Below are 23929 nucleotides of genomic sequence, written 5' to 3'. Positions count from 1 at the left end.
GACGTCGAGCGCACGAACGCCTCGAACGCCGCGAGGTAGCGGTCGAGGCGCTTGAGCTCGCGGAAGGGGAAGCCGGTGGCGACCAGCGCATCGTCCAGGGTCGCGGGGGACGCGCAGGAGATCCGCTCCCCGCCGAGCCGGGCCCCTCCGCCGCGCCGCGCCTCGAAAGTCTCGTCGTGGAACGGGTCGTGGACGGCGCCGGCGGCGAGACCCTCGCCGTCCTCCACGGCGACCGACACGCAGAACGTCGGGACCCCGTGGATGAAATTCGTCGTCCCGTCCAGGGGATCCACGATCCAGCGATGGACTCCTTCCGAGGTCGAGGGCGTTCCTTCCTCGGCGAGGATGCCGTGCCGGGGGTACCGCGAGCGGATCGAGCCCACCGCGGCGGCCTCCGCTTCCCGGTCCACCTCGGTGACGAAGTCGTGGAGTCCCTTCAGCTCCACACGGAGCCGCCGCTTCTCGCGGAAACGGCGGCGCAGGACCTCGCCCGCCGCGCGCGCGGCTGCGACGGCCGTCCGTTCGAGATCGACGGGCGAAACGGTCGGGTTCTCCATGCCGGGGCTCCCGGGCATCGACGGGTCAGCGCCCCGCCGGCTTGCGATGCGCGCGCGGGTGCGCCGCGTCGTACACCTTCATCAGCGCGTCCATGCTCACGTGGGTGTAGCGCTGCGTCGTGGAGAGCGAGGCGTGGCCGAGCAGCTCCTGGATCGCCCGCAGGTCCGCGCCCGCGCCGAGAAGATGGGTCGCGAAAGAATGCCTGAGCGCGTGCGGGGAGACGTCCGCCTCGATCGAGGCCTCCCGGAGTCTCCGATCCAGGATCCGGCGGACGCTGCGGTCGGTCAGCCGTCCTCCCCGGAGGTTGAGGAACACCGCGCCCGCGTCGCCCGTTTCCCGGAGCGGCCTGGAGACTTCGAGCCACCGCGTCAGCGCGCTCTTCGCCTTGCCGCCGAACGGCACCATCCGCTCCTTGTTTCCCTTTCCGAGCACGCGGACCGTGTCGCCCGAGAGATCGAGATCGTCGAGGTCGAGGGACACGAGCTCACCCACACGGAGCCCGGTGGCGTACAGGAACTCCAGGATCGCCCGATCCCGGAGGCCGGCGTCGTCGGAAACGTCGATCCCGTCGAGAAGCGCGAAAACCTCGTCCACCGTCAGGTCCTGAGGTAGCCGCTTGGGGACCTTCGGCGTCGGGACCGACGCCGCGGGGCTCGCCTCGATCCGTCGCTCCCTCACGGCATGCTTAAGGAACGAGCGGACCGCGGAGAGCTTTCTCGCCACGGTCGCGCGACCGAGACCCGAACGATGAAGGCGCGCGACGAAACCTCGAACCGCCAGGACGTCGATCCCCTCGGGGCCGGGCGCCGGTCCTCCCAGATGCTCTTCCGAAAGAAACGCCCCGAACCTGGCCAGGTCGCCCTCGTAGGCCCTCAGCGTCTCGGGGGACGCGCGGCGCTGGTCGCGGAGGTAGGCGAGGAACCGGTCCACGGCCTCGAAGTAAGGCGACGCCCGAACCGTCACGCGGCCCCCTCCGCCCCCGCGGCGTCGGCCGCCGACCAGGCCTCGAGCGACCGCACGGCGGCGGCGGACCGCGCCTCGCGACGGTCCCGCTTCTTGCGCACGTGAGCCGGCGGCTCCGGGAGCAGTCCGAACGACGCGTTCGTCGGCTGGAATCCGTCGGGCTCCGCCGCGGAGATGTACCGGCACAGCGCCCCGGTCATGGACTCCCGAGGGAGGGGCGAAGGCTCGAGCCCCTTGGCCCGCCGCGCCGCGCCGATCCCCGCGAAGAGGCCTGTGGCCGCCGACTCCGTGTACCCCTCGACCCCCGCGATCTGCCCCGCGAAGAACAGCCCGTCGCGCGCGCGCGACTCGAGGGTGTCCCGCAGGATCCTCGGGGCGTTGACGTAGCAGTTGCGGTGGATCTGACCGAGACGCACGAACTCCGCGGAAGCGAGGCCGGGAATCGTGCGGAAGATCCTCTCCTGTTCCCCCCACCGGAGCTGCGTCTGGAATCCCACCATCGAGTAGTGCTCCGCTGCGAGATCGTCCTGGCGAAGCTGGACCACCGCGTGCGGGCGACGGCCGGTACGAGGGTCGGTGAGCCCCACGGGCTTCATCGGGCCGAACCGCAGCGTGTCGCGCCCGCGCCGCGCCATCTCCTCGATCGGGAGGCACCCCTCGAAGAACGGGGTGCGGTCCACCTCGTGGAGCGGCGCTTTCTCCCCCGCGAGCAGCAGCGTCAGGAAGTGATCGTACTCCTCCTCGGACATCGGGCAATTCAGGTAGTCCTCACCGCCCCCCTTCCCGTATCGGGAGGCCGGAAAGACGGCGGACCGGTCCACGGACTCCGCATCGATCACCGGGGCGATGGCGTCGAAGAAGTAGAGGTAGGGGTCGCCGGTGAACCGGGAGATCGACGACGCCAGCGCGTCGGAGACCATGGGGCCCGCCGCGATCACGACGATCCCGCCGGGCGGGATCGCGAGCATCTCCTCCCGGACGACGGTGATCCGCGGCTCCGAGCCGATCGCGCGCGTCACTTCCCGCGCGAACGCGTCGCGGTCGACGGCGAGGGCCCCGCCGGCGGGAACGCGGGTCGAGGTGGCGCAACGGAGGATCAGCGAGCCGAGGATCTCCATCTCGCGCTTCAGGACGCCGTGCGGAGTTGCGAGGTCCAGCGCTTTCAAGGAATTCGAGCAAACCAGCTCCGCCAGGTCTCCGGTGCGGTGGACCGGCGTCGGGCGGGAGGGGCGCATCTCGTACAGGCGGACGGGAACGCCCCGGCGCGCGATCTGCCACGCAGCTTCGCTCCCAGCGAGGCCGCCCCCCACCACGATCACCGGCTCGTCCATCTCCTCCATAATATCGAAGCCGGCTCCCGGTGGACGCGTTTTGGGGCGATGTGTATAGTGGGGAATTCCCCTGGACGACCGGGGGTGGGTCGCGCTCCTAGCGGGGCGCCCGGAGGCTGTGTTCATGAAGTCCAGACTCGCACTGGTTCTTACCCTGCTGCTCGTCGTGACGGCGCTCCCCTTGCTGGCCAAGGACAAGGATAAGGCCAAGAAGGAAAAGGACGTGGCCCCGGCCGCAACGACGGCCCCGGCCGACGGGGTCGCGGCCTACCTGGGCAGCGAATCGATCACGATGGACGAGGTGAACAAGCAAGCCGAGGCCGGCATGGAAAGGATGCGCCAGCAGGAGGCGCAGTACCGCCGGCAGGTCGCACAGCAGACCTACGAAATCCGTCGAGCGGCGCTGGATCAGATCGTCCAGGACAAGCTCCTCGCCAAGGAAGCGGCGGCGCGTTCGACCACGGCCGACGAGCTGGTGAAGACCGAGATCGAGGGCAAGGCGGGCGAGCCCACCAAGGACGAGATCAAGGATTTTTACGAGAAGAACAAGGCCCGCATGGGTGGGAAGAACTTGGACCAGGCCTCCCCCGACATCGAGAAGGGACTCCGCCAGATGAAGGTCCAGACGCGAAGGGCGGCCTTCGTGAAGGAACTCCAGGACAAGGCGAATCTGAGGGTGATGCTCGACCCGCCGCGCATCGACGTCAAGGTGCCCGCCGGCTGGCCCGGAACGAAGGGGCCCGAGAAAGCGCCGGTGACGCTCGTCGAGTTCTCGGATTTCCAGTGCCCCTATTGCAAGAGGGCCGAGCCGACGGTCGAGCAGATCCTGGCCGACTACGGCGACAAGATCCGCTTCGCGTACCGCGACTATCCTCTCTCGTTCCATCCCAGGGCGATGCCCTCGTCCATCGCCGCCCACTGCGCGGCCGACCAGGGGAAGTACTGGGAGATGTTCACCAATCTGATGCACGAGCAGGGGGACCTGAGCGACGACGACCTCAAGAAGCGCGCGGCCACGGTGGGGCTCGACTCCGCGAAGTTCCAGGCCTGCTACGAGAGCAAGAAGCCGGAAGCGACGATCAAGGCCTCGTTCGATGACGGCGCGGCCGCCGGCGTCACCGGGACCCCGTCGTTCTTCGTGAACGGCCGGATGATCGTCGGAGCGAAACCGATCGAGGAGTTCAAGGCCCTGATCGACGAGGAGATCGCGCGGGCCACCACGAAGTAACCGTCCAAGGCCGAACTGATACGAGGGCCGCTCCGATCACGGGGCGGCCCTTTTCGCGCCCGTTCCCTTCGCTCGGTTTAGGCTGAGCGCCCCCGTACTGCGCCGCGCGACGACGTGCCGCCCTCCGCGCCCTCCCCGAGCACCATTTGCGCGTACGGCCGGCCGCGCTTAGTGTAGTCGCACTCCGGAAGGGGAGGACGGGGGCAATGGCGACGTCCGAAGCGGTGACCCGCGGCATTCGCGTCAAGGTGCGCGCTCACTACGTGTCCGAGCACTCGACCCCCGACCGCGGCCGGTGGTTCTTCGCGTACACCGTGAGGATCGAAAACGAGGGTGACGAGCGCGCGCAGCTCCTCAGCCGCCACTGGATCATCACGGATGCCAACGGGGAGATCGAGGAGGTCCAGGGCCCCGGCGTGATCGGTGAGCAGCCCGTCATCGATCCCGGCGAGCACTTCGAGTACACCTCCGCCTGCCCCCTCCCCACGCCGTTCGGCTCGATGCGCGGCACGTACCAGATGGTCACGCCTCGGGGCGACCTCTTCGAGGTCGAGATCGCCCCGTTCGCGCTTAGCGAGCCTTACTCGGTGAATTGAAGGGACCCTGCTGATGCCAAGCAGGCGCCCTGAATTCGAACGATCGCTGGTTGCCTCTGACCCGAAAGGTCTCCATCTCGGGTAGAGCGTTCCCACCCACAGCGCGCATTGTCGGGTAGAGGTCAGCCCCGGCACGATATCGCTCCGATTCCGAGGTTGGGAATGGCGATCCATCATCATGAGTCTGACATTGGAGGGGAAACGGTATTCCTTCGCGCTCCGATTGCGAAACGTCATTCCAGCGAATGCACGCGGGATCCAGGATCGATACTTGGCCACTCATCGGTGCAAGAGGTTGCGCCACGCTCAAATTCGACGCTCCCGCGAGCAGGATCGCAAGAACCAGCGTTCCCATTTTCATAGGCACCTCCGTACAAACTTGAGAAGGTGCCCCGTAATTACTTCAGCTTCTTTGCGCGATCAAGGTAACGAAACGTTATCAGTTGCGCATAGGGGAAGGTGGGGGTTGCGTGCGAGAAACCCGTCTGCTCCTCGGAGGTTGATTCGCGCGAGAGAGTTGTCGAAAAGACGTCAACTCCTCGAGGTTGTCTGGGACCCACGCAGACAACCTCAGGAGCCTTCGTTCCAAGGCCCGCGCTGTTGTCTCGTCACCTTTTGCCAATAGGTGCCTAAACAATGGAAACCCAGCCTTAAATTGCAGAATCTTGTCGCGCACCTTCCTTGCAATGTCCGCCGCTTCGAGCCAGCGCTCCACGGCTAGACTCGAGTGATTCTCAGCTTCTGCGATTTCCCCCAGCAGGATACGAAGTAGCGCTCGAATGCGGTCCATTCCCAAAGGCGCGGCGATTCTCTCGGCGGCGACGGCCGCCAATCTGGCGGCTCTGTATCTCGATTGGTCAAAATAGGTGCTGGCAATGTTCAAGAGCGCTCTTGCACACTCCTCTGACTGGCCGACCTTCTTGTGAGCTTTGAAAGCTTGTTGATACAGCTTCAGCCCCTGGGCGAGTTGACCCTCATCGCAGGCAAGTCTCGCGCTATTCGAATAAACGAATCCCAGGTACGACGTGGTTCCGTCACGTTCAGCCTCAAACACGGCCTGACGCGCCAGATCTCTAGCTTTGTCGAACTGTTGCAGGGCTCGATAGCGGGCGGAGAGGAGATCAAGCAGCGCAGGCGCATGCTTTGCACTTACCGAATGTGTTTCGCTAATGTATTCGAGTTCGTGCACGGAGTATCGGAAACGGCCAAGGATCGCTGCCACGGAACTGACGTTCATGCATCCGATCAACAGTTGCTCCGTCGCGTCGCGAAAGCTCTCGGAGAGTGGGGCTTGGCGCGCCAATGGTAACGCGTCCCTGAAGTAGGCGTAAGCCTCCCACCCTAGCCCCCGGCCCATCGCCGCCACCGCCCTCTTCTGCATCTCCGCGTAGCTCAACCCCGCGGTGTCGGGGCCGCCGATGCGGTCGAGTTCGGTGTCGAGCTCCATCCGCTCGGCCAGCACCTCGTTCGGGACGCCGTAGATGCGGCTCAGGGTGATGGACTTCGAGAAGCCGATCCCGTATCGGCCGTTCTCGCAGCGGGACAGGTAGCTCTTGTCCACGGGGTCCGCGAGGGAGCGCGACATGGTCGCGACGTCCTCGAGCGAGAGGCCGCGCCGCTCCCGGAGCATCCTCAGGTAGCGCCCGAAGGCGACCGTGCAACTTTCGGCCATAGCTACCCCGCCGCCCCGCCGGCGGTCGCCCCCTTCTTACACGACGTCCCTGCGGCCGACAATACCTGCCGTTTGCCGGCCTGCAACAGGCGCGAATTCCGTCGAACCCCACTCGATCGCCGCCCCTCGGATCGGCTCATGGTGGACGCGAGACTGTGGAACCGCGGTCGGAAGGGACGCCGTCCTGGCGGGGCTGGCCCGAGTGTCCGGTCGCGGGGCACATCGGGCCGAGGCGGGGGGGCAAGGCGTCCTCCCGCGAACGCCGGACCGCCCGGTCGGGCCTTCCCACACTCTCGCGTCCACCGTGGGAGGGCCTTCCCACCCCCACCCGGGATTGGGGGTCGCGCGGATTTGTGTTTTCGATTATGATCAAAGAGGAGAGAAATTGTCCGTGTTCTCATGGGTCGGGGGGTAAGCGTCGGGACAAGGCTCGAAGGCCAGGGGAGGGGTTCTGCCATGTCGCGAGGCGAGGCGAGCCCGGTGCATCCGCAGCGCGACGCCGAACTGTCCGCGGCGGGTGGCTCCGATGCCGCCGGCACGGGGTTTCATGACCTGATCCATTCCAACCTGAGTTTCGTGGCGATCATCGCCGCGGAGTACCGCAATCTCGGGCTGCCGTTCGAGGATCTCCTCAACGAGGGGAACATCGGGCTGATCGAGGCAGCCTACCGCTTCGACCCGAAGCGGGGGACGAAGTTCATCACCTACGCCGTCTGGTGGATCCGCCGGGGGATCCTGAGAGCCCTCGCCGACCACTCGCGGCTTGTCCGTCTGCCGGAGTACCAGCGGAAGGAGATCCGGCGTGTTCGAGACGCCGAGCAGATCCTCGGCCACGAGCTGGGGCGTCCGCCCGATAGCGCGGAGATCTCCGATCGACTGTCGCGAAGCATCGAGTCGATCGGTCGGCTGATGCAATCACAGCTCCGCGAGCTGCCCATCGACGCTCCGGTCGGGGACGACGGCGCCCAGCGAATCTCCGACCTGCTCGCCGACCGGATCCTCCCGAGCCCCGAGGATGCCGTGATCCGGTCGCAGGCCCTCCAGCTCGTGAGCCACGCCCTCTCGATGCTCCAGCCGAGGGAACAAGAGGTGCTGCGATATCGCTACGGGTTCGGGGACGGGCAAGGGCTGTCGTTGACGAAGGTGGGGAAACGCATGGGGCTGAGCGGCGAGCGCGTCCGCCAGATCGAGTTCGATGCCATCGTGCGGCTCCGTAAGATGATCAGGACCGGCCGCATCGGCGCCGCCCCTTCCAAGCGGCTGAGGCCGCCGCACCGGGTCTGACCCCGCGCCGCCTATAATCCGGGCATGTCCCCGACGAATCGCGGGCCTGCCGCCCGGCTCCTCGTGGGAGCCGGCCTCGTCCTCGGGCTCGCCGTCGCGGTTCGAGCCGCCGGCCGCGTCGAGACGGGCCGCGTCGTCTGGGTGTCCGACGGCGACACGATTACCGTCCGGATCGGGGAGGTGAAGGAGAAGGTCCGCCTCATCGGCATCGACACACCCGAACTCGACGACGCGAGGCATGCGTGGCGCGACGTGGCCTACCAGGCCCGGGAATACGCCCGCTCGCGTCTCCTGGGACGCACCGTCACGCTCGAGCGCGACCCGCTCTGCGCCAACCGGGACCGGTACGGGCGGCTGCTCCGATATGTCGCCCTCGACGACGGCACGGACGTCAACGAGGAGATGATCCGTCGGGGCTTTGCCCGGGCCTACACCCGTTTCAAGTTCGTGCGGACGAAAAGGTACGAGTCGGTGGAGGACGAGGCCCGTAAGGTGCGCCGGGGCCGGTGGTCGCTCACGGCGCATTCCGCCTCGTAACGTCCGAGCAGCGGGTCGGAGCCTGCTTCCTCGCCCGCTCGATCAAGCCACAACGCCACTCTCGCCCGGTCGTTCATGACGAGCCTGCCGGTCGTGGTTCGGCATCGTTCGATCGTGTCCGCGACCGCTCTGAGGCGATTCCTGAGATCGCGAAGCCTGTCCTCGTAGTCGTTGTGCTGCTCCGGGAAGCCCATGTTCCGTATCCTCCGGCTGCCCCGCGAGTGCCATCCGTCACATGCCCCGACCTCCGGCTGGCGACGCCAGGCTCCTCCCGCCCACTCCGGCCCGCCGGAGACGGGCAGGGGGAGCCCGGGACCGTCGGTTGACGGCGAATTCAGTGGTCCATCGGTTCCATCATTCCCTCGTGCATTCCCTCGTGTCTTCCCAGGGACTGCTGCAGACGGGCCCGCTGATCGGCGGTCAGCACGGTGCGGACCTCGTTCAGCGTCTTGGCCATGGTGACCGACTGGTCGGCCTCCAGCGCCGCAACCGCCGCGGCCGCCTGGCGGATCGCCTGCTCGTCGAACGTCTCCGCGTGGATCTGACCCATGAGCGCGACCCTGGCGGTCATCATGCTCTTCTGCTCGTCTCCGGCGGCATCACGATGCGAGGAGAGGATCTTGTCGATCGCCGCCTGCTGGTCGGTCGTCAGATTCAGCGTGCCGAGGATCCGCTCCAGGTGCTGCTCCGGCCCCGGGCCATGGCGGTGGGGGCCTGGCGGGCCAGGCTGGGCCAGGGCAGTCGCCGGCGCGAGGGCCAGCACGAGGAGGAAGATCGAGGCGACACCAAGGGGTCCCGTCATGGCTCGTTTGGAGAACATTCCAAGCTCCTTTCGTTCGGGCCTCGGCGAGGCCCCGTTTTCGAGCGTTGCCGCCGCCTCATCGGGATTCCGGCGCTCCGGCGGCGGCGAGCTGGATCTTCACCCACACCTTCAGTGGAGCGGCGATCCTCCAGTGATCCTCCCTTCCCGAGCCCCGGCCACCCTGGCCGTCCGGCGGGCTGCCGTCATCCCCGCCACGGCGACGTCCCCCGCCGCCACCCGAGTCGCCGTCCGTCTCGCCGCCCATGGCACCGCCCATGCCGCCGCGCGAGCCGCCTCGAGGTCGGCCGCCACCGAATCCGCCGCCCATGCCGCCGTGCGATCCGCGACCCTCCGTCGAGGGACCTTCGGTCTTCGGCTTCTCCGTCTCCCACCCGACGCCGACGGTCTCGCCCGCCCTCACGCCGACGCCGATGGAGCGGTCGTCCGCGGAGGCGAGGGGTATCTTCAACCGGTAGGTGAACGTGTCGCCGCCATCGACGATCTCCAGACCGAAGCCGGGGAGGTCGCTGGCCAGGACGCGCTGGGGCTCCTCTCCGTCCGATCTCAGGATCTCCAAGATCTGAGCGGGCGGAACGAGGTCGTCGGGCTTCGGATCGCGGCTCGGAACGGGAGCCCCGTCCCGTTCCACGCGGGCCGGCCCCGTTCTCGAGAAATCCCTCCCGGGTCCGCCTTCGACGCCGAGCGGGTAGCGAATGCCCAAGGTCCTGTGCCGGCCGCCGTCCGGGTCGATCCAGAGGATCAAGCCACGACGGAACATCAGCGAGTAGAGCCCGCGGTCGTGAGTGGTCAGGGTGAGGTGAAGGAACCGGTCGTCGTTCGACGCGGCCACGGACACCCGCCCCCCCTCGACCGGGATCCCGGCGGGCGCCGGCTCGCGGTCGGCGGCGCCCGGATCCCGCCAGGTGCTCTCCACCACGTGAGCGCGGGCGAATGCGACCGAGGGTGCGGCCGCCAGACCGGCGAGCGCGATGACCCCCGTTACGAGCCGGGCTGGCGCGCCGGCCGTGAAGAAACGGGGTGCCCCAATCCTCACGGTCGATCCTCTCTCGGAGTTTCCCCGGGGCCGCCGCGGCCTTCCGTTCGCCTCCACGCACCGAGGTTACGTGACGGCGAGGGGCGGCGCCGTCAGCGCCTCGAAAAGACTTTGTAAAAAGTGTAAGGCGAGGCGGCGCCGGATCGACGCGCATTCTCCACTGCGTATACTGATCCCGTGCGAAATGCGCTTTCCCCGTCTCGCGCGATCTCCGCTGCGGGACTCGCCATCGTGGTCCTGCTCTTGATCCTCGCGGCTCTCCAGCACCACTGGCTCGGTGAGGTGAGCCAGGCCGAGAAAGAGCGGATGCGGACTCGAATGCAGGGCAGCGCGGCGCGCTTCGCGCGGGACTTCGATCGCGAGGTGACCCGCGCGTTCCTGCTCCTCGATCCCGCCGGGCCGGGGTGGCGGCAGCGCGAGAGCTTTGCTTCGCGCCGCGCGCGCTGGACGGCCTCCGCGCTCTTCCCCGACCTGGTCCGAGCGGTGTTCGTCGCGAAGGAGGCCGAGGGTGGGCACCTCGGCCTCGCTCGGGTCGAGGACGACACGGGCCAGCTGGTGCCCGCCGCGTGGCCGCAGGAGTGGTCCGACTTGCGCGCCCGGTTGGAGGGTGGGGGACTCGCCCCCGGGGCGGGACAGACGCCTCGCCGCGGGCGGGCGCTCCCGGCGATCGTGGCGGACGTTCCGGCGCTAGTGGTGCCGATCCTCGGGCCGGGGCGGCCGGCCGGCGACGGCGAGCAAGGCAACCGTCGCGGCGCTCCCGCGGGAGGCTACGGGATCATCTGGTTCAACCTGGACACGATCGAGCGGAAGCTCCTTCCGGAGCTCGCGGCGAGGCACTTCGCGGGTGCGGATGGACTCGAGTACCGGCTCGAGGTCGTCAGCCTCACAAGCCCGCAGCGGGTCATCTACCGCGCGGGCGCTCCGCCGGCGGAGCGTGCGCTAGGCCGCAGCGACGCCCAGGTCGATCTGTTCGGACTCCTGCGCTCCGAGGAATCCGAGTCGCTCGGCGCTCCGCCGTTTCCGGGGCCCTGGGCCGAGCCGCCGACGGCGGAGGAGCGCGTGGGGCCGGTCGGCCCGAGACCGGCCACGGAGCGGACGCCCGAGACGGCCGCCGCTCCATCGCGTCCTCCGGCCCAGCGCCCGTGGCGCCTGCTGGTCGTTCATCCAGCGGGCTCGCTCGAGACGGCCGTCGCGTACGCGCGGCATCGCAATCTCGCCATGAGCATGGGCACGCTGCTCCTGCTCGCGTTCAGCATGACGATGCTCCTGGTCTCGGTCCGCCGGTCGCAGCGGCTCGCGAGACAGCAGCTCGAGTTCACCGCGGGGGTGACGCACGAGCTCGCGACGCCGCTGGCCGGGATGCGCTCCGCGGCGCAGAACCTCGCCGACGGCGTCGTCCGGGAGCCCGCGCAGGTGAGGGAGTACGGAGCGCTGATCGACCGGGAGGGGCGGCGGCTCACGGACATGGTGGAGCAGGTGCTGGCGTTCGCGGGGCTGCAGTCGGGGAGGAACGCCTTCGCGAGGCAGCGGGTGGCGATGGAGCGGGTGATCGAGGAAGCGCTGGCGGCATCGAGGCGGTCTCTCGACGAGAAGGGGATCGTCGTGGAGACGAAGATCGCGCCCGGTCTCCCGGAGATCGAAGGCGACGGACCCGCGCTGAGGCGCGCCCTCGAGAACCTCATCGGGAACGCGATCAAGTACGGCGCGGAAGGGCGCTACCTTCGCGTGGGCGCCGGCGTCGGCCCGGGCCTCGGGGGGAGCTGTCTCGTCGTGACCGTGGAAGACCGGGGACCGGGCGTCGCGGCCGAGGATCTGGCGCACGTGTTCGAGCCTTTCTACCGCGGACGGGGGAGGTCGGCCGGCGCCGTGCCGGGCAGCGGCCTCGGCCTGACCGTGGTGAGAGGCATCGTGCAGGCGCACGGCGGGCGGGTCACCGTGGAATCGAGCGCGGGCAAGGGGGCGGCGTTCACGATCCTCCTCCCCGTCGCGAAGGGCGAGAACGGCGCATGACCTCCGGGTCGCGAGGGAAACCCCCCGATCCGCGGACGGGACCGGATCCGGCCAGCCCCGCCAGGAAGATCCTGCTCGTCGAGGACGAGCCAGCTCTCGTGATCACGTTGAGCGACCGGCTGACCAGCGAGGGGTACGTGGTGGAGTCCGCGGGCGACGGGACGACGGGACTCGAGCGCGCCGCGACCGGGACGTTCGACCTGGTCGTCCTGGACGTCATGCTGCCGGGGCGCGACGGGTTCGACGTCTGCCGCGAGCTGCGCCGGCGCGGGTGCGAGGTCCCCGTCCTCATGCTGACCGCCCGGAGCCAGTCGGTGGACAAGGTGGTCGGCCTCAAGTTGGGGGCCGACGACTATCTCACCAAGCCGTTCGAGATGATGGAGCTCTTGGCGCGCGTCGAATCCCTGCTGCGGAGGGCGCGCACGCCGATCGCCGCTTCGGTGGGGACCTACGCGTTCGGCGAGGTGGAGGTCGACTTTCGCCGGGGAGAGGTCCTGAAGGAAGGGCGCGCCGTGGACGTGTCGGCCCTGGAGTTCAAGCTGCTGTCGTACCTCGTGGAGCACCGCGGGCAGCTCCTCTCCCGGGACCAGCTGCTCCACGAGGTGTGGGGATACGACGCGACCCCGTACTCCCGCACGGTGGACGTGCACGTCGCCTCGCTGCGGCACAAGCTCGAGCCGACGCCGTCCAAGCCACGCTTCATCCTCACGCTCCACGGGCGCGGGTACAAGTTCGTGGGCTGAGGGGCGCGCCCGACGACCGGGCGACGGCGCCTCCTCGCCCCCGGGGTGACCTCATGCCGAGAGCCAAGACACCCACCATCCTGATCGTCTCCGACGGCACGGGGGACACCGCGACCCGCGTCCTCAAGGCGGCCGCGGCGCAGTTCGAGGGCCAGCGATACCGGGAGGCGCGCCGCGTCGCGGTGCGATCGCCGGACGAGGTCGAGCGAATCGTCGACGACGCCGCCAAGGCCGGGGCCGTCATCTTCTACACGCTGGTCGGCGAGGAGACGCGAAGGGCCATGAGGAAGACGTCGGGAGGACGCCTCGTCCCGACCGTGGACGTCCTGGGCCCCGCGTTCTCCGCCCTGCACGACCAGTTCCAGCGGAAGCGGGGCGAGACCCCCGGCCTGCTTCACGCTCTCGAGCGGGACCGATCGGACGGCATGACGGCGTTCGACTTCACCCTGCTCCACGACGACGGGCAGCGCCCGCACGAGCTGTCCCGCGCCGACGTGGTCCTAGTGGGCGTGTCGCGGGCTTCGAAGAGCTCGACCTGCTTTTTCCTGGCCTTCCAGGGGGTCCGGGCGGCCAACGTGCCGCTGGTGCCTGGGGTTCCTCCTCCTCCGCAGCTCCTCAAGCTCCCCGCGAACCGTGTGATCGGGCTTCGGGTCAACCTGGACCGCCTCACGGCGGTGCGCGAGGCGAGGGCGCAGGACCTCGGCCTGCGCGGTGGCGAGGCGTACCTCGACCGGCACGCCGTCTCCCGCGAGGTCATCGCGGCGAACCGGCTCATGGACAAGCAGGGCTGGCACAGCGTCGACGTTTCCTACCTGGCGATCGAGGAGATCGCCAAGGAGGTCATGCGCCTGAGGAAGCTCCGCGGCAGCCGGCCCTGGTGACGGCCGCCCGGCTTGTCGGCGCGCGCGCCCGGCGGACCGTCCGGAGCACGCGTTCCAGGTAGGGGAACACGTTCTCCGCGACGATCTCCTGGCCCCGGGCGTTCGGATGGAGTCCGTCCGCCTGGTTGAGCGCTGGACGCCCGCCGACCCCCTCGAGCAGGAACGGCACCAGCGCGACGCCGAGACTCTTCGCCAATCGCGGGTAGATCGCCGCGAATCCCTCGGCGTAGTCGGGGCCGTAGTTCGTGGGGATGCGCATGCCCAGCAGGAGCACGCGCGAGCCGGCGCCGGTTCCCGCCTCGACGATCGCCCGGAGGTTCGCCTCGACGCTCGGAAGGGGCTGGCCCCGAAGCGCGTCGTTCGCGCCGAGGCCCACCACGAGCACGTCCGGCCGCTGCCTTAGAATCCAGGTGAGACGCGCCAGACCGCCGGCGGTCGTATCGCCGCTGACGCCGGCGTTCACCACGCGGACGGGAACCCCTGACTCACGAAGCCGCCGCTCGAGGACCGCCGGGTACGCCAGGTCTTCCGAGAGGCCCAGACCCGCGGTCAGGCTGTCGCCGAGGAAGACGACGAGGGGACCCGTCGGGCCGTTCGAGGCCGGCGCCTCGGCTCGCGCCGCACCGTCCGGCACGGATCCGGTCGCGTCACCCCGCTGGCCGGGCTCCTCGCCGCAGCCCGTCGTCAGGAGCCAGCCGGTGGCGAGGATCACCAGGATAGGATAAACACCCCTCATGACCACACCACCCCGCATCGAGCTGCGCGGCCTCACGAAGCGGCTACCGTCGGGAGACCGGATGCTCACGATCTTGGACCGGATCGACCTCGCGGTCGACCCCGGAGAGTTCGTCGCGATCCTCGGCCCCTCGGGCAGCGGGAAGTCGACGCTGCTCGGCCTCATGGCTGGCCTCGACCGGCCGACCGAAGGGGAGGTGCTCGTCGAGGGGGCGCCGATCCAGGATCTCTCCGAAGATGCCCTCGCGCTCCTGCGGAGGCATGGGATCGGCTTCGTCTTCCAGTCGTTCCAGCTCCTCGACAACCTCACCGCCCGGGAGAACATCCTCCTCCCGCTGGAGCTGATAGATGACCCCGCCGCCGAGGAGAGAGCCGATCGTCTGCTCGAGGAAGTCGGCCTCGCCGCTCGAGGGCACCACTATCCGGCGCAGCTGTCGGGAGGCGAGCAGCAGCGCGTCGCGCTCGCGCGGGCGTTCGCGCCCCGCCCGCGGATCCTCCTTGCCGACGAGCCGACGGGGAATCTCGACACGGCGACAGGCAGCTTGATCCTCGACCTCCTCTTGCGGCTGCGGCGGGAGAGCGGGACCACGCTGGTCCTGGTGACCCACGACCCATCCGTCGCCGCCCTCGCCGACCGCTCCGTGCACCTCCGCGACGGCAAGGTGGATCGCCAGGAGACCGCCGCCAGGGTCGGTCGCACGTGAGGCCGTCGCGCTTCCTCCGTCTCCTCCGGCGCGAGTCGCGGGGCTCGCGCGGGCGGCTCGCCTTCTTCGCCGCGTGCCTGGCCGTCGGCGTCGCCGCGGTGGTCGCGGTTTCGTCGCTCTCGGCGGGGCTCGAGCGCGGGATCAGGACCGAGGCCCGGCAGCTCCTCGCCGCGGACCTCAGGATCGGAGGGCGCGCGCCGGTTCCGCAGGCCGTCCTGGACCTGCTGTCGGCGACCCGGGGCGTCGAGCGGACGGACGTGAAGGAGATGCCCAGCGTCGTCGCCGCCGTCGGCGCTGGCGGCGAGCCGGGCCTAAGCCAGCTCGTCGAGCTGAAGGCCATCGGCGGCCGCTACCCCTATTACGGGACGCTTCGGGTCGAGCCGGACCGGCCCCTCGACGAGCTGCTCGATCCCGAGGGAGCCGTCGTCGATCCGGAGCTCACCGCGCGCCTTGGCCTGAAGCCCGGCGACGAGCTGCGGATCGGGGGCGCGACGTTCCGCGTCCGCGGCACCGTCCTCTCGGAGCCGGATCGCTTGAACGTCTCGTTCACCCTCGGCCCGCGGGTGCTCGTGTCGTTGAAGGGGCTCGAGCGATCGGGGCTCGAGGCGTTCGGCAGCCGCATCGAGCGCCGTGTTCTCCTGAAGCTCCCGGACGGCTGGACGCCGGTCCAGGTCGATGCGCTCGCGGACCGGCTTCGCGCGGCCGTGCCCGCGAACAGCCGCCTCGAGGTCGAGACCTTCCGGGACGCACGGCCCGAGCTTCGCGAGGGGATAAGGCGCGCGGCGAGCTTTCTGGGCCTCGTGGCCCTCCTGTCCCTCCTCGTGGGAGGGATCGGGGTGGCGCAGACCGTCCGGGCGTGGATCGCCGGGCGGCTCGACGCGATCGCGGTGCTGAAGTGCCTCGGCATGCGGCCGCGCGAGATCCTGGCTCTCTACCTGGGCCACACGGTCTTGCTCGGTCTCGCGGGCAGTCTCTGCGGCGCGGCCCTCGGGGTCGCGATCGGCCTCTTCGTCCCCCTCGCTCTTCGCGGCACGCTACCGTCGTTCGCGGTTTCCGCTTGGGAGCCGCTGGCAGCGGTCCGGGGGCTCGGGCTCGGAGTCTCCGTCGCCGTGGTGTTCAGCCTTCCACCGCTGGTCGGGCTGCGAAGGGTTCCCCCGTCGCGAGTGCTGCGCCGTGACGCCGACGCCCTCGCCGGCGGACGGTGGGTCGCGGCGCTCGTCGCCGGGGGTGTGCTCCTCGGGATCTTCGTGACGGCGTGGGTGCAATCCGGGAAGGCGGCGCTGGGCGCGGGGTTCGCCGCGGGGATCGTGGCGGCGACCGGGGCGCTCGCGCTGGCGGCGGCCGTTCTCGCCCGCGCCGTCGGGCGCCTGCCCAGGATATTCGCCAGAGTGTGGGTGCGGCACGGGCTGTCCGCGGTGGCGCGCCCAGGGGCCGGGACGATCGGCGCGATCGTCGCCCTGGGGCTCGGCGTGCTGGTGGTGCTCGGCCTGTGGCTGGTGCAGCAGGGTCTCGTCGAGCGGCTTCGCGCGGATCTTCCTTCCGCTTCTCCCACCGCGTTCCTGATCGACATCCAGCCCGACCAGTGGCCCGGCGTGAGCCGGTTGCTCACGGAGCAGGGCGCGACCCGGATCGAGTCCGTGCCGGTCGTGACCGCGAGGCTCTCGGCGGTCGACGGCCGTCCCGTCGAGCGGATCGCGGCGCCGGGGACGGAAGATCGGCGGCATCGGTGGGTCCTGACCCGCGAGCAGCGCCTGACCTACCTCGAGAAGCTGCCGCCCGGCAACGTGGTCGTCGAGGGCACGCTGTGGAGCGATCCCGCGAACCCCGAGATCAGCATCGAGCGCGACTTCGCGCGGGACCTCGGCGTGCACGTCGGATCCACCCTCACGTTCGACGTGCAGGGGGTGCCGGTCCGGCTCCGGGTCACGAGCCTCAGGACCGTCGAATGGAAGACGTTCGGCATCAACTTCTTCCTCATCGTCGAGCCGGGGGTCCTCGACGGCGCCCCCCAGACGCGCGTCGCGACCGCACGCCTTCCCGCCGGGCGCGAGCAGGCGATCCAGGACCGGCTGGCCGCGGCCTTCCCGAACGTGATGCTCCTCAGGATCCGGGAGATCCTGGAGAAGATCGTCGCGATCCTGGACCGCATCGGGCTCGGGATCCGGCTCCTGGGGGGCTTCACCGTCGCCGCCGGGATCGCCATCCTCGCCGGCGCGATCAGCGCGGGATCGGCGCGCCGCGGGCGGGAGGTGGCCCTCCTCAAGACCCTGGGAATGACGCGGCGCGGTGTCGTCCTGGTCTTCTCCGTGGAGTACGCGCTGATCGGGCTCGTGGCGGGGGCCATCGGCGGGGCGGGGGGAGGCGTGCTCGCCTGGGCGGTCCTCACCCGCGGGATGGACACCCCGTGGAGCTTCCACCTCGCCCCGTTCGCCGTCGCGCTTCTCTCGACCGTGGCCCTGTCCGTGCTCGCGGGGATCGCCGCGAGCACGGGAGCGCTGGCCCGGCGTCCGATCGACGTGCTCCGCGCGGAGTGAGCGCCCGCGCGATCGACCTCACCGCGTCTTGCTCCGGTCGGAGATCGCCTTGGCGATCAGGTAGATGCCGAACGCGATCGGCGCGATCGGCCACCAATCGGCGACCCAGTCCAGCGAGACGCCGAACAGGGTCTTCGAAAGCATCACGCACCCGATCAGCACGAGCACGGCGCCGCCGAGGATGGAACCGCGGAGTCCCACCTTCGTGAAATCCTCCGGCAGGTCGATCTGCGCCATCCCCGCCAGCGAGTAGTTGTAGAGCGCCGCGCGGCGGCCGGCGTCGATGACGTTGTACAGCCAGAAGAACGCCAGGAACGTCGCGAGCAGCGGCTCCATCGGGCGGACGGCTTGCGAGTTGAGGACCGCGATGAGGGTCGCGACCGTGATCGCGTGGATGAATCCCCTCGAGTAGTAGCCGACGTAGACCTGCCCGAGCCCCGGCATGATGGACAGGATGCACGCCAGCGCCGGCGACTTCCTGCGGGGATCGGCGAAGCCGGTCATCGGGTGCGGCCAGGTCGCCGGCTGCGGTCCCGCCGCGGCCTGAGGTTGCGGCTGGGCTCCCGGGGCATCGGCGCTCACGGACATCGTTTCGTACGGGGAGTTCATGGTCGCGTCTCCTTTGTATCGTCCTGCCGGGCAGGGGTCGTCGATTCGTTCTTGGTTTCGTGCTCGTGGCCGCCCAGGTCCCCAACGAAACGGACGACGCGATCCTCGAGCCGAAGGACCGCACCGGTCGCGTCGCTCAGCTCCTGCCGTGCGTCCGCTCGGAGTGCCGAGACCCGCGCGCCGAGAGCCTCCATGGGGGAAGCTGGAACCGCGATCCGTTCCAGGACATCGGTCCGCGTCGCCGTGAGCGCCCTCTCGGGGAGACCGCTGAGGGGCGATCCGGGGAACGCGACCAGCATCGTGAGGAGGATCGACCCGAGGTAGGCCCCTTCCGCGGCGAACCGCGGGCGCGCGAGCAGGCGCCGGAGCAACTCGTCGAAGCTTCCCCGCCATCCGAACGTCCGGCGCCAGCCTCTCGAGGTGCGGGAGAGGACCGCGTCCACGAAGCGCTCGTCCGGGCGGATCTCGGCCAGGAGCGGGAGCTCCTCCCGCAGGCGCGCCAGCGCCGCGGCGATCGATCGGCACGTCCGGCACCCGCCGAGGTGGATTCGCACCAGCTCGGCGTCCGGCTCCCCCAGCGTCCCGTCCACGAGATCGCAGAGCAGCTTGACGGCCGAGGCGCACGGCGCCCCGCTGGTCCGCTCGAGAACCGCTTCCGTCAGCCCCTCCGGCGCGCGGACATCGGCCGCCTCGATCTCCATGCTCACGAGCGAGAGCATCTCCCTGCAGCGCGGGCAGACCGACGCGTGGGCGTCGAGCGCCCGCCGCTCCGCGGCGGTGATCCTGCCGTCGAGCAGGGCGTCGAGGAGGTCTTCGTAGCTTTGGCAGTCCACGGTCTCAGGCTCCGTACGACGGATCGAGGGAGAGCACCGTCCGCGCCAGCTCGATGCGGGCGCGAATCGAGCGGGACTTCACGGTGCCGATGGGCACCGCAAGCATCTCCGAGATCTGGCGCAGCTCCAGGCCTTGGATCTCCTTGAGGAGGATCATTTCGCGGTTGATGTCGCTGAGCTGGGCGATGGCTTGGTGCACGAGGCGCCTCTGGCCGTCGGCGATCAGAGCCTCCTCGGCGGTGGGGCGGGGGTCGGGGCTCTCTTTCCCCTCCTCGGCCGGCAGCGGGAGGGCCGACGGACGGACCTTGCGCCGCCTCAGCCGGTCGATGCACGCGTTCCGGGTCAGGGACAGCAGCCACGGGAGGAAGTTCTCCTCCTTGTTGTCGAACGAGGCCAGCTTCCGGTAGATCCGCACGAAGACGTCCTGGGCCGCGTCCTGAGCCTCCTCGCGGCTCCTCAGGTAGTGGAGGGCGACGGCGTAGACCCTGGACTGATATCGGCGCACCAGCGCCTCCCACGCGAGATCGTCCCCGGCTCGGCAACGCTCGACGAGAGTGGTCAGATCGGCCAATGAGGTTCTCCTGCGTTAACCTGGGTTCGGTCACCGCGGCCGGGCCCTTCGCCGTCGGGCACCGGTCGCACCCATAATGACGCACGCGGGGGCGCCGAGGTTCCGTGCAGGCGCCGGCCGGTCGAGGGGGGCGTAACATGTCTCCGCGGCGGCGGAGGAGGGACATGGCTGGATTTCCGGAAAGGGTGACGCTCGGGCGGTCCGGGCTGTCGGTAGGACCTCTCGGAGCGGCTGGCGGGTACGGCGTGGACGCGGGCGCCCTCCTCAAGGCCTTCGACCGGGGAGTCAACTACTTCTACCACGGCAGCCGGCGTGCCGCGGGGATGCGTCAGGCGATCCGGGAGCTTCTGGCGGCGGGCAAGCGGGACGAGCTGGTCATTGTTCTTCAGAGTTATGCCCGGATCGCCGCGCTCCTCGAGCGGAGCGTGACCCGGGGCCTCGCAGACCTGGGCATCGACCACGCCGACGTTCTCCTCCTCGGCTGGTACTCGAAGGTCCCCGAGAAGATGGTCGAGCGCGCCGAGCGCCTGCGCGAGAGGGGGGTGATTCGCCACCTGGCGATCTCGGGGCATCGCCGGCCCAGCTTCCTGGATTTCGCCGCCGACCCGCGGTTCTCCGTTCTGCACATGCGTTACAACGCGGCGCACACGGGCGCGGAGAGCGAGGTCTTCCCCCACATGGGGAGGGACGGTCGCCCAGGGATCGTCGCGTACACCGCCACCCGGTGGGGCTCGCTTCTGAAACCCGGACGGATGCCCCCTGGCCAGGCCCCCTTGAGAGCGCGCGACGCCTACCGCTTCGTCCTTTCCAACCCCGACTTCAACGTCTGCATCTGCGGGCCCAGGAACCTCGCGGAGATGGACGAAGCGCTGGAGGCGCTGGACGCGGGGCCGCTCGTCCCCGAGGAAGCGGACCGCATCCGCGCCGTCGGCCGCTACGTCCACGAGCACGCGAGGATCCGTTGAGCGGCGGCAAGGTCGGTCCGCCGGGAGGTCGCGCCATGCGCTCCGAGAACGCCGCCCGCGTGCTGTTCGCGGGCCTGCTCGTGCTGACCCTCTATCTCATGTACCGCATCTTTCAGCCGCTGCTCCCCGGCATTGCATGGGCGATGGTGCTGGCGGTGGCGTTCCAGCCGCTCTACGCCCGCCTCCTCCGGTGGCTCAAGGGGTGGGGCTGGACCGCCGCGGTCCTGCTCTCGGCCTTGGTAGCGGCGTTCATCGTCGTCCCGGCGGTCCTCGCGGTGATCCAGGTGGGGCAGGGGCTCGTCCAGGCCTACACCTGGCTCGACCAGGTGGTCGCCGCGAGATCGACGGAACCGTTGGGTTTCGGCGGGATCCCCTGGATCCGGGACGCGACGGAGTGGCTCGGACGCTACGTCGATCTCTCGAAGATCGATCTCCAGGCGATGGCGTTGTCGATCCTGAAGACCCTGGGCAACGCGCTCGCCTCGCGGACCACGGGGTTCGTCGCGGACGCGCTCGCCACCCTGTTGACCCTCCTCGTGATGCTCATGACCATGGCGGTGCTGTTCCACGAGGGGCCACGGCTCGTGGCGATGGTCCGCCAGTTCCTGCCGCTCTCCGAGAGCGACAAGGAGGAGGCGATCCGGCAGCTCCGTGGGGTCACGCGATCGGTGTTCTTCGGCGTCCTGTTCACCGCGCTGGCGCAAGCCGTTCTGGGCTCCGTCGGGATCGCGCTGGTCGGCCTGCCCGCCGCGCTGACGTTCGGCGCCGCGATGTTCTTCGCCGCCCTGCTCCCGGCGGGCACCGTGATCGTGTGGGGGCCCGCCGCGCTGTGGCTCCTCGTGACGGGTCACCCGTGGAAGGCGCTGTTCCTCGCGATCTGGGGGATCGCAGTGGTCTCGATGGCGGACAACCTCCTCAGGCCGCTGTTCATCGGCCGCGGCGTGAGGCTTCATACGCTGCTGGTCTTCTTCGGGATCCTCGGCGGGATGCTCGCGTTCGGCCTGGTGGGCCTGTTCATCGGCCCGCTGGTCATCACGTTCTTCCTTTTCCTGATGGAGATCGCCAAGCGGGACTTCTTTCGCGACGCCCCGCCGTCGGGCGCGTGAGGCCCTAGCGGTTACAGCGGCCGTCGCGCTCCATCTCGAGGAGGTAGTCCCGGATCCGCTGCGCATCGTCGGCCTTGGGGTCCGTCTCGAGGTACAGTCGGAAGGAGACGCACGCGGTGGCGAAGTCGTCTTCCTCGTACGCCAGCAGACCCACCTCGCGGTGGGGTCCGGGCCGGTTCGGATCGAGGCGGATCGCCTCGCGGAAGGAGGCCATCGCCTCCGCGCGGAGACTCTTCCGGCGCATCGGGTCCTTCTCGGCCTCCGCCCGCCTCAACCCGAGCCGGCCGACCAGGTAGTGCGCCTCCGGATCGCCGGGCATCATCCTCATCACGCGGTCCAGCTCGTCCTGCGCCAGGGCGAGACGCCCCATCTCGATGTTGAGCCGCGCGTCGTCGCGAACGACGGGTCGGATCCGCCGGGCGAACTCGTCCCGCTCCGCGAGCGGGGCGGGAGGCTCGCCGGGCTCCGCCGCGGCCGCCGCCTTCGCCGCGGCCACGCGCTCCCTCAGCCGCGGGTGGCTCCCGAAGAAGAACGCCTCGGTCTTGCCCGCGTCGCCGTAGTCCTCGAGGAGCGTCTCGTACACCTTCGGCGCCTCGCGGACGTCGTACCCCGCGGCGCGCATCTTCTGGAACCCGCCCTCGTCGGCCTCTCGCTCCAGGTCCCGGCCGTACCCGTTGACCGCGGCGATGATCGCGAGCTCGAGCCCGAGCCCGACCAGGAGGTCCGAGAGCACGCGGATCTGCGCCGCCTTCGCGTAATCCCCGCGCTCCGCGGCGCGCCCCTCGGCCCCGGCGACGATCACCGCGCCGGCCACCGAGGCCACCGCGAAGCCGATCTGCTTGTTCCGCACGCTGCGCTGGTAGCGGAGCATGTGCCGGCCCTCGACGTGGGTCATCTCGTGGCCGAGCACCGTCGCCAGCTCGTCCTCGTCGTCCATCCGCGCGAGGAGGCCCGTGTGCACGTAGATCGAGCCGTTCGGGTAGGCGAACGCGTTCAGCGTCGGGTCCTCGAGCACCGTGACCCGGTAGGAGATCGCGGTGTTCGCTGCCATCCCCGGCGGGTTGAGCTTCGCGACGACCCCCTCGAGGTAGGTCTTGAGGAGCGGGTCCTGGTAGATCCTCGCCTTGTCCCGGAGCTTGGCTTCCTCTCCGCGCGCCTCTTCCCAAAGCCGGACCTCGTCCCGGTCGGGCCGGAACGCGGCACCCATGCTCGAGACCGGGGGGATTCGCGTCGACGCGCAGTAGAAGGAGAAAGCCGAAAGCGTGATCGTCGCGACGGCGCTCCGCACCTTGCCGTGCCTCATGGGGCATCTCCTCGGGATCGGGGCCGTGGCCTCCTAGTGTAGCCGCGTTGGGTGGCGCCGGCACCGCGGAGTTAGACTCTGACGGATGCGCACCGTGTTCATGAGCTCGCTGCTCAACGGTCTGACCGGCGATCCCGGGTTGTGGGTGGACCTCCTGGACGAGGGGCGGTCGCTGCTCTTCGACCTCGGCGACCTGAGGCGCGTCGCCTCGAGGAAGCTCCTGCGCGTGGAGCGGGCGGTGGTCACCCACACGCACATGGACCACTTCGTGGGCTTCGACCACCTCCTGCGCCTCACCCTCGGCCGCGAGAAGGAGTTGACGGTCACCGGACCGCCCGGGTTCCTGCGGAGCGTCCAGGGAAAGATCGAGGCGTACACCTGGAACCTCATCGAGGAGTACCCGATCCGGCTCGTCGCCGAGGAGGTGGACGGGAACGTGGTCCGTGCCGTGCGGTTCACCGGGCCGGGCCGGATGATCCCCGAGCCCCTTCCCGACCGGCCGTTCACCGGCACGCTGCACGCCGAGCGGCTCTACACGATGCACGCCGCCATCGTGGACCACGGGATCCCCGTGCTCGCGGTGGCACTCCGGGAGACCGAGCACATCTCGGTGAACCGCGACCGGCTGGAGAGGCTCGGCCTGGCGCCGGGCTCGTGGCTCAGGGACCTCAAGCAAGCGGTCCGGCGCTGCGAGCCGGCCGACGCGGAGATCCGGGCCGACACGCAGAACGGCGACGGGCGGACCTTCAGGAGAGGAGACCTCGCGGACGAGATCATCCTGCACGGACCGGGCCAGAGGGTGGCCTACGTCACCGACCTCGGCTTCACACCCGAGAATTTCGAGGCCGTGGCCGCCTTGGCCCGGGACGCGGACCTCCTGGTCTGCGAGGCGGCGTTCCTGCACGAGGAC

At 69.6% G+C, this 23929-nt stretch carries 23 protein-coding genes; 12 read left to right on the top strand and 11 right to left on the bottom strand.

Annotation, left to right across the window (positions count from 1 at the left end):
• The 3 genes from LAO51_14120 to trmFO form a co-directional block, all read right to left on the bottom strand.
• Positions 1–557, bottom strand: a 557-nt coding sequence (locus LAO51_14120) for an inositol monophosphatase (GenBank protein MBZ5639878.1), incomplete at its 3' end; no start/stop codon positions are given.
• A gap of 25 nt (positions 558–582) precedes the next feature.
• Positions 583–1560, bottom strand: coding sequence for a tyrosine recombinase XerC (gene xerC, locus LAO51_14115; protein MBZ5639877.1), 978 nt, complete (start codon positions 1558–1560; stop codon positions 583–585).
• Positions 1518–2852, bottom strand: a complete 1335-nt coding sequence (gene trmFO / locus LAO51_14110) for a methylenetetrahydrofolate--tRNA-(uracil(54)-C(5))-methyltransferase (FADH(2)-oxidizing) TrmFO (protein MBZ5639876.1) — start codon at positions 2850–2852, stop codon at positions 1518–1520. Before trmFO ends, xerC begins: the two co-directional genes overlap by 43 nt.
• Before the next feature lie 124 nt (positions 2853–2976).
• On the opposite strand from trmFO, the gene LAO51_14105 reads away from it, so the two are divergent.
• Both LAO51_14105 and apaG read left to right on the top strand, forming a co-directional pair.
• The gene (locus LAO51_14105; GenBank protein ID MBZ5639875.1) at positions 2977–4080 is read left to right on the top strand and encodes a thioredoxin domain-containing protein; all 1104 of its coding nucleotides are present in this window, start codon (positions 2977–2979) and stop codon (positions 4078–4080) included.
• A 206-nt stretch (positions 4081–4286) separates the two neighbouring features.
• Positions 4287–4676, top strand: coding sequence for a Co2+/Mg2+ efflux protein ApaG (gene apaG / locus LAO51_14100; GenBank protein ID MBZ5639874.1), 390 nt, complete (start codon positions 4287–4289; stop codon positions 4674–4676).
• Between the two features lie 439 nt (positions 4677–5115).
• Here the strand turns inward: apaG and LAO51_14095 are convergent, their stop codons facing one another.
• Positions 5116–6348, bottom strand: coding sequence for a helix-turn-helix domain-containing protein (locus LAO51_14095; protein ID MBZ5639873.1), 1233 nt, complete (start codon positions 6346–6348; stop codon positions 5116–5118).
• A 456-nt stretch (positions 6349–6804) separates the two neighbouring features.
• Between LAO51_14095 and LAO51_14090 the strand changes: the two genes are divergently transcribed.
• Positions 6805–7632, top strand: coding sequence for an RNA polymerase sigma factor RpoD/SigA (locus LAO51_14090; GenBank protein ID MBZ5639872.1), 828 nt, complete (start codon positions 6805–6807; stop codon positions 7630–7632).
• Between the two features lie 24 nt (positions 7633–7656).
• On the top strand, positions 7657–8169 hold the full coding sequence (locus LAO51_14085; protein ID MBZ5639871.1) for a thermonuclease family protein: 513 nt from the start codon (positions 7657–7659) through the stop codon (positions 8167–8169).
• A 334-nt stretch (positions 8170–8503) separates the two neighbouring features.
• Here the strand turns inward: LAO51_14085 and LAO51_14080 are convergent, their stop codons facing one another.
• A complete protein-coding gene (locus LAO51_14080; protein ID MBZ5639870.1) occupies positions 8504–8989 on the bottom strand; it encodes a periplasmic heavy metal sensor in 486 nt (161 codons plus the stop codon).
• A gap of 58 nt (positions 8990–9047) precedes the next feature.
• Complete coding sequence (locus LAO51_14075) at positions 9048–10025, bottom strand: hypothetical protein (protein ID MBZ5639869.1); 978 nt, start codon at positions 10023–10025, stop codon at positions 9048–9050.
• Between the two features lie 177 nt (positions 10026–10202).
• On the opposite strand from LAO51_14075, the gene LAO51_14070 reads away from it, so the two are divergent.
• Genes LAO51_14070 through LAO51_14060 form a run of 3 tightly spaced genes read left to right on the top strand, consistent with a single transcriptional unit; the run spans position 10203 to position 13659 of the window.
• Complete coding sequence (locus tag LAO51_14070; GenBank protein MBZ5639868.1) at positions 10203–12035, top strand: HAMP domain-containing histidine kinase; 1833 nt, start codon at positions 10203–10205, stop codon at positions 12033–12035.
• Entirely contained in the window at positions 12032–12778 is a 747-nt protein-coding gene (locus LAO51_14065) for a response regulator transcription factor (GenBank protein MBZ5639867.1), read from the top strand. Before LAO51_14070 ends, LAO51_14065 begins: the two co-directional genes overlap by 4 nt.
• A 53-nt stretch (positions 12779–12831) precedes the next feature.
• A complete protein-coding gene (locus LAO51_14060) occupies positions 12832–13659 on the top strand; it encodes a kinase/pyrophosphorylase (GenBank protein MBZ5639866.1) in 828 nt (275 codons plus the stop codon).
• Here LAO51_14060 and LAO51_14055 read toward each other — a convergent pair.
• On the bottom strand, positions 13619–14395 hold the full coding sequence (locus LAO51_14055; protein MBZ5639865.1) for an arylesterase: 777 nt from the start codon (positions 14393–14395) through the stop codon (positions 13619–13621). The two genes, LAO51_14060 and LAO51_14055, sit on opposite strands and share 41 nt — an antisense overlap.
• On the opposite strand from LAO51_14055, the gene LAO51_14050 reads away from it, so the two are divergent.
• Together LAO51_14050 and LAO51_14045 are read left to right on the top strand one after the other, a co-directional pair.
• On the top strand, positions 14394–15098 hold the full coding sequence (locus tag LAO51_14050) for an ABC transporter ATP-binding protein (protein ID MBZ5639864.1): 705 nt from the start codon (positions 14394–14396) through the stop codon (positions 15096–15098). The genes LAO51_14055 and LAO51_14050 overlap by 2 nt on opposite strands.
• Positions 15095–17632, top strand: coding sequence for an ABC transporter permease (locus tag LAO51_14045; protein ID MBZ5639863.1), 2538 nt, complete (start codon positions 15095–15097; stop codon positions 17630–17632). The genes LAO51_14050 and LAO51_14045 overlap by 4 nt, the downstream gene beginning before the upstream one ends.
• A gap of 18 nt (positions 17633–17650) precedes the next feature.
• Here the strand turns inward: LAO51_14045 and LAO51_14040 are convergent, their stop codons facing one another.
• The 3 genes from LAO51_14040 to LAO51_14030 are packed head-to-tail and all read right to left on the bottom strand — an operon-like array spanning position 17651 to position 19645.
• Positions 17651–18241, bottom strand: a complete 591-nt coding sequence (locus LAO51_14040; GenBank protein MBZ5639862.1) for a DUF5668 domain-containing protein — start codon at positions 18239–18241, stop codon at positions 17651–17653.
• Entirely contained in the window at positions 18238–19074 is an 837-nt protein-coding gene (locus LAO51_14035) for a zf-HC2 domain-containing protein (GenBank protein MBZ5639861.1), read from the bottom strand. Before LAO51_14035 ends, LAO51_14040 begins: the two co-directional genes overlap by 4 nt.
• Before the next feature lie 4 nt (positions 19075–19078).
• Positions 19079–19645, bottom strand: a complete 567-nt coding sequence (locus tag LAO51_14030; protein ID MBZ5639860.1) for a sigma-70 family RNA polymerase sigma factor — start codon at positions 19643–19645, stop codon at positions 19079–19081.
• A gap of 164 nt (positions 19646–19809) precedes the next feature.
• Here LAO51_14030 and LAO51_14025 point away from each other — a divergent pair, with 164 nt between their 5' ends.
• Entirely contained in the window at positions 19810–20610 is an 801-nt protein-coding gene (locus LAO51_14025; GenBank protein ID MBZ5639859.1) for an aldo/keto reductase, read from the top strand.
• 35 nt (positions 20611–20645) lie between these two features.
• Positions 20646–21716, top strand: coding sequence for an AI-2E family transporter (locus tag LAO51_14020; protein ID MBZ5639858.1), 1071 nt, complete (start codon positions 20646–20648; stop codon positions 21714–21716).
• 4 nt (positions 21717–21720) lie between these two features.
• Here the strand turns inward: LAO51_14020 and LAO51_14015 are convergent, their stop codons facing one another.
• A complete protein-coding gene (locus LAO51_14015; GenBank protein MBZ5639857.1) occupies positions 21721–23019 on the bottom strand; it encodes a M48 family metalloprotease in 1299 nt (432 codons plus the stop codon).
• 94 nt (positions 23020–23113) lie between these two features.
• Between LAO51_14015 and LAO51_14010 the strand changes: the two genes are divergently transcribed.
• Positions 23114–23929 (top strand): ribonuclease Z (locus tag LAO51_14010; protein ID MBZ5639856.1); only part of this gene is annotated, 816 nt, incomplete at its 3' end.

This window comes from Terriglobia bacterium (assembly GCA_020073205.1).
In the GTDB taxonomy this organism is placed as follows: domain Bacteria; phylum Acidobacteriota; class Polarisedimenticolia; order Polarisedimenticolales; family JAIQFR01; genus JAIQFR01.
Note: the sequence above shows the minus strand (reverse complement) of the source record. Positions and strands in the feature narration are given on the sequence as shown.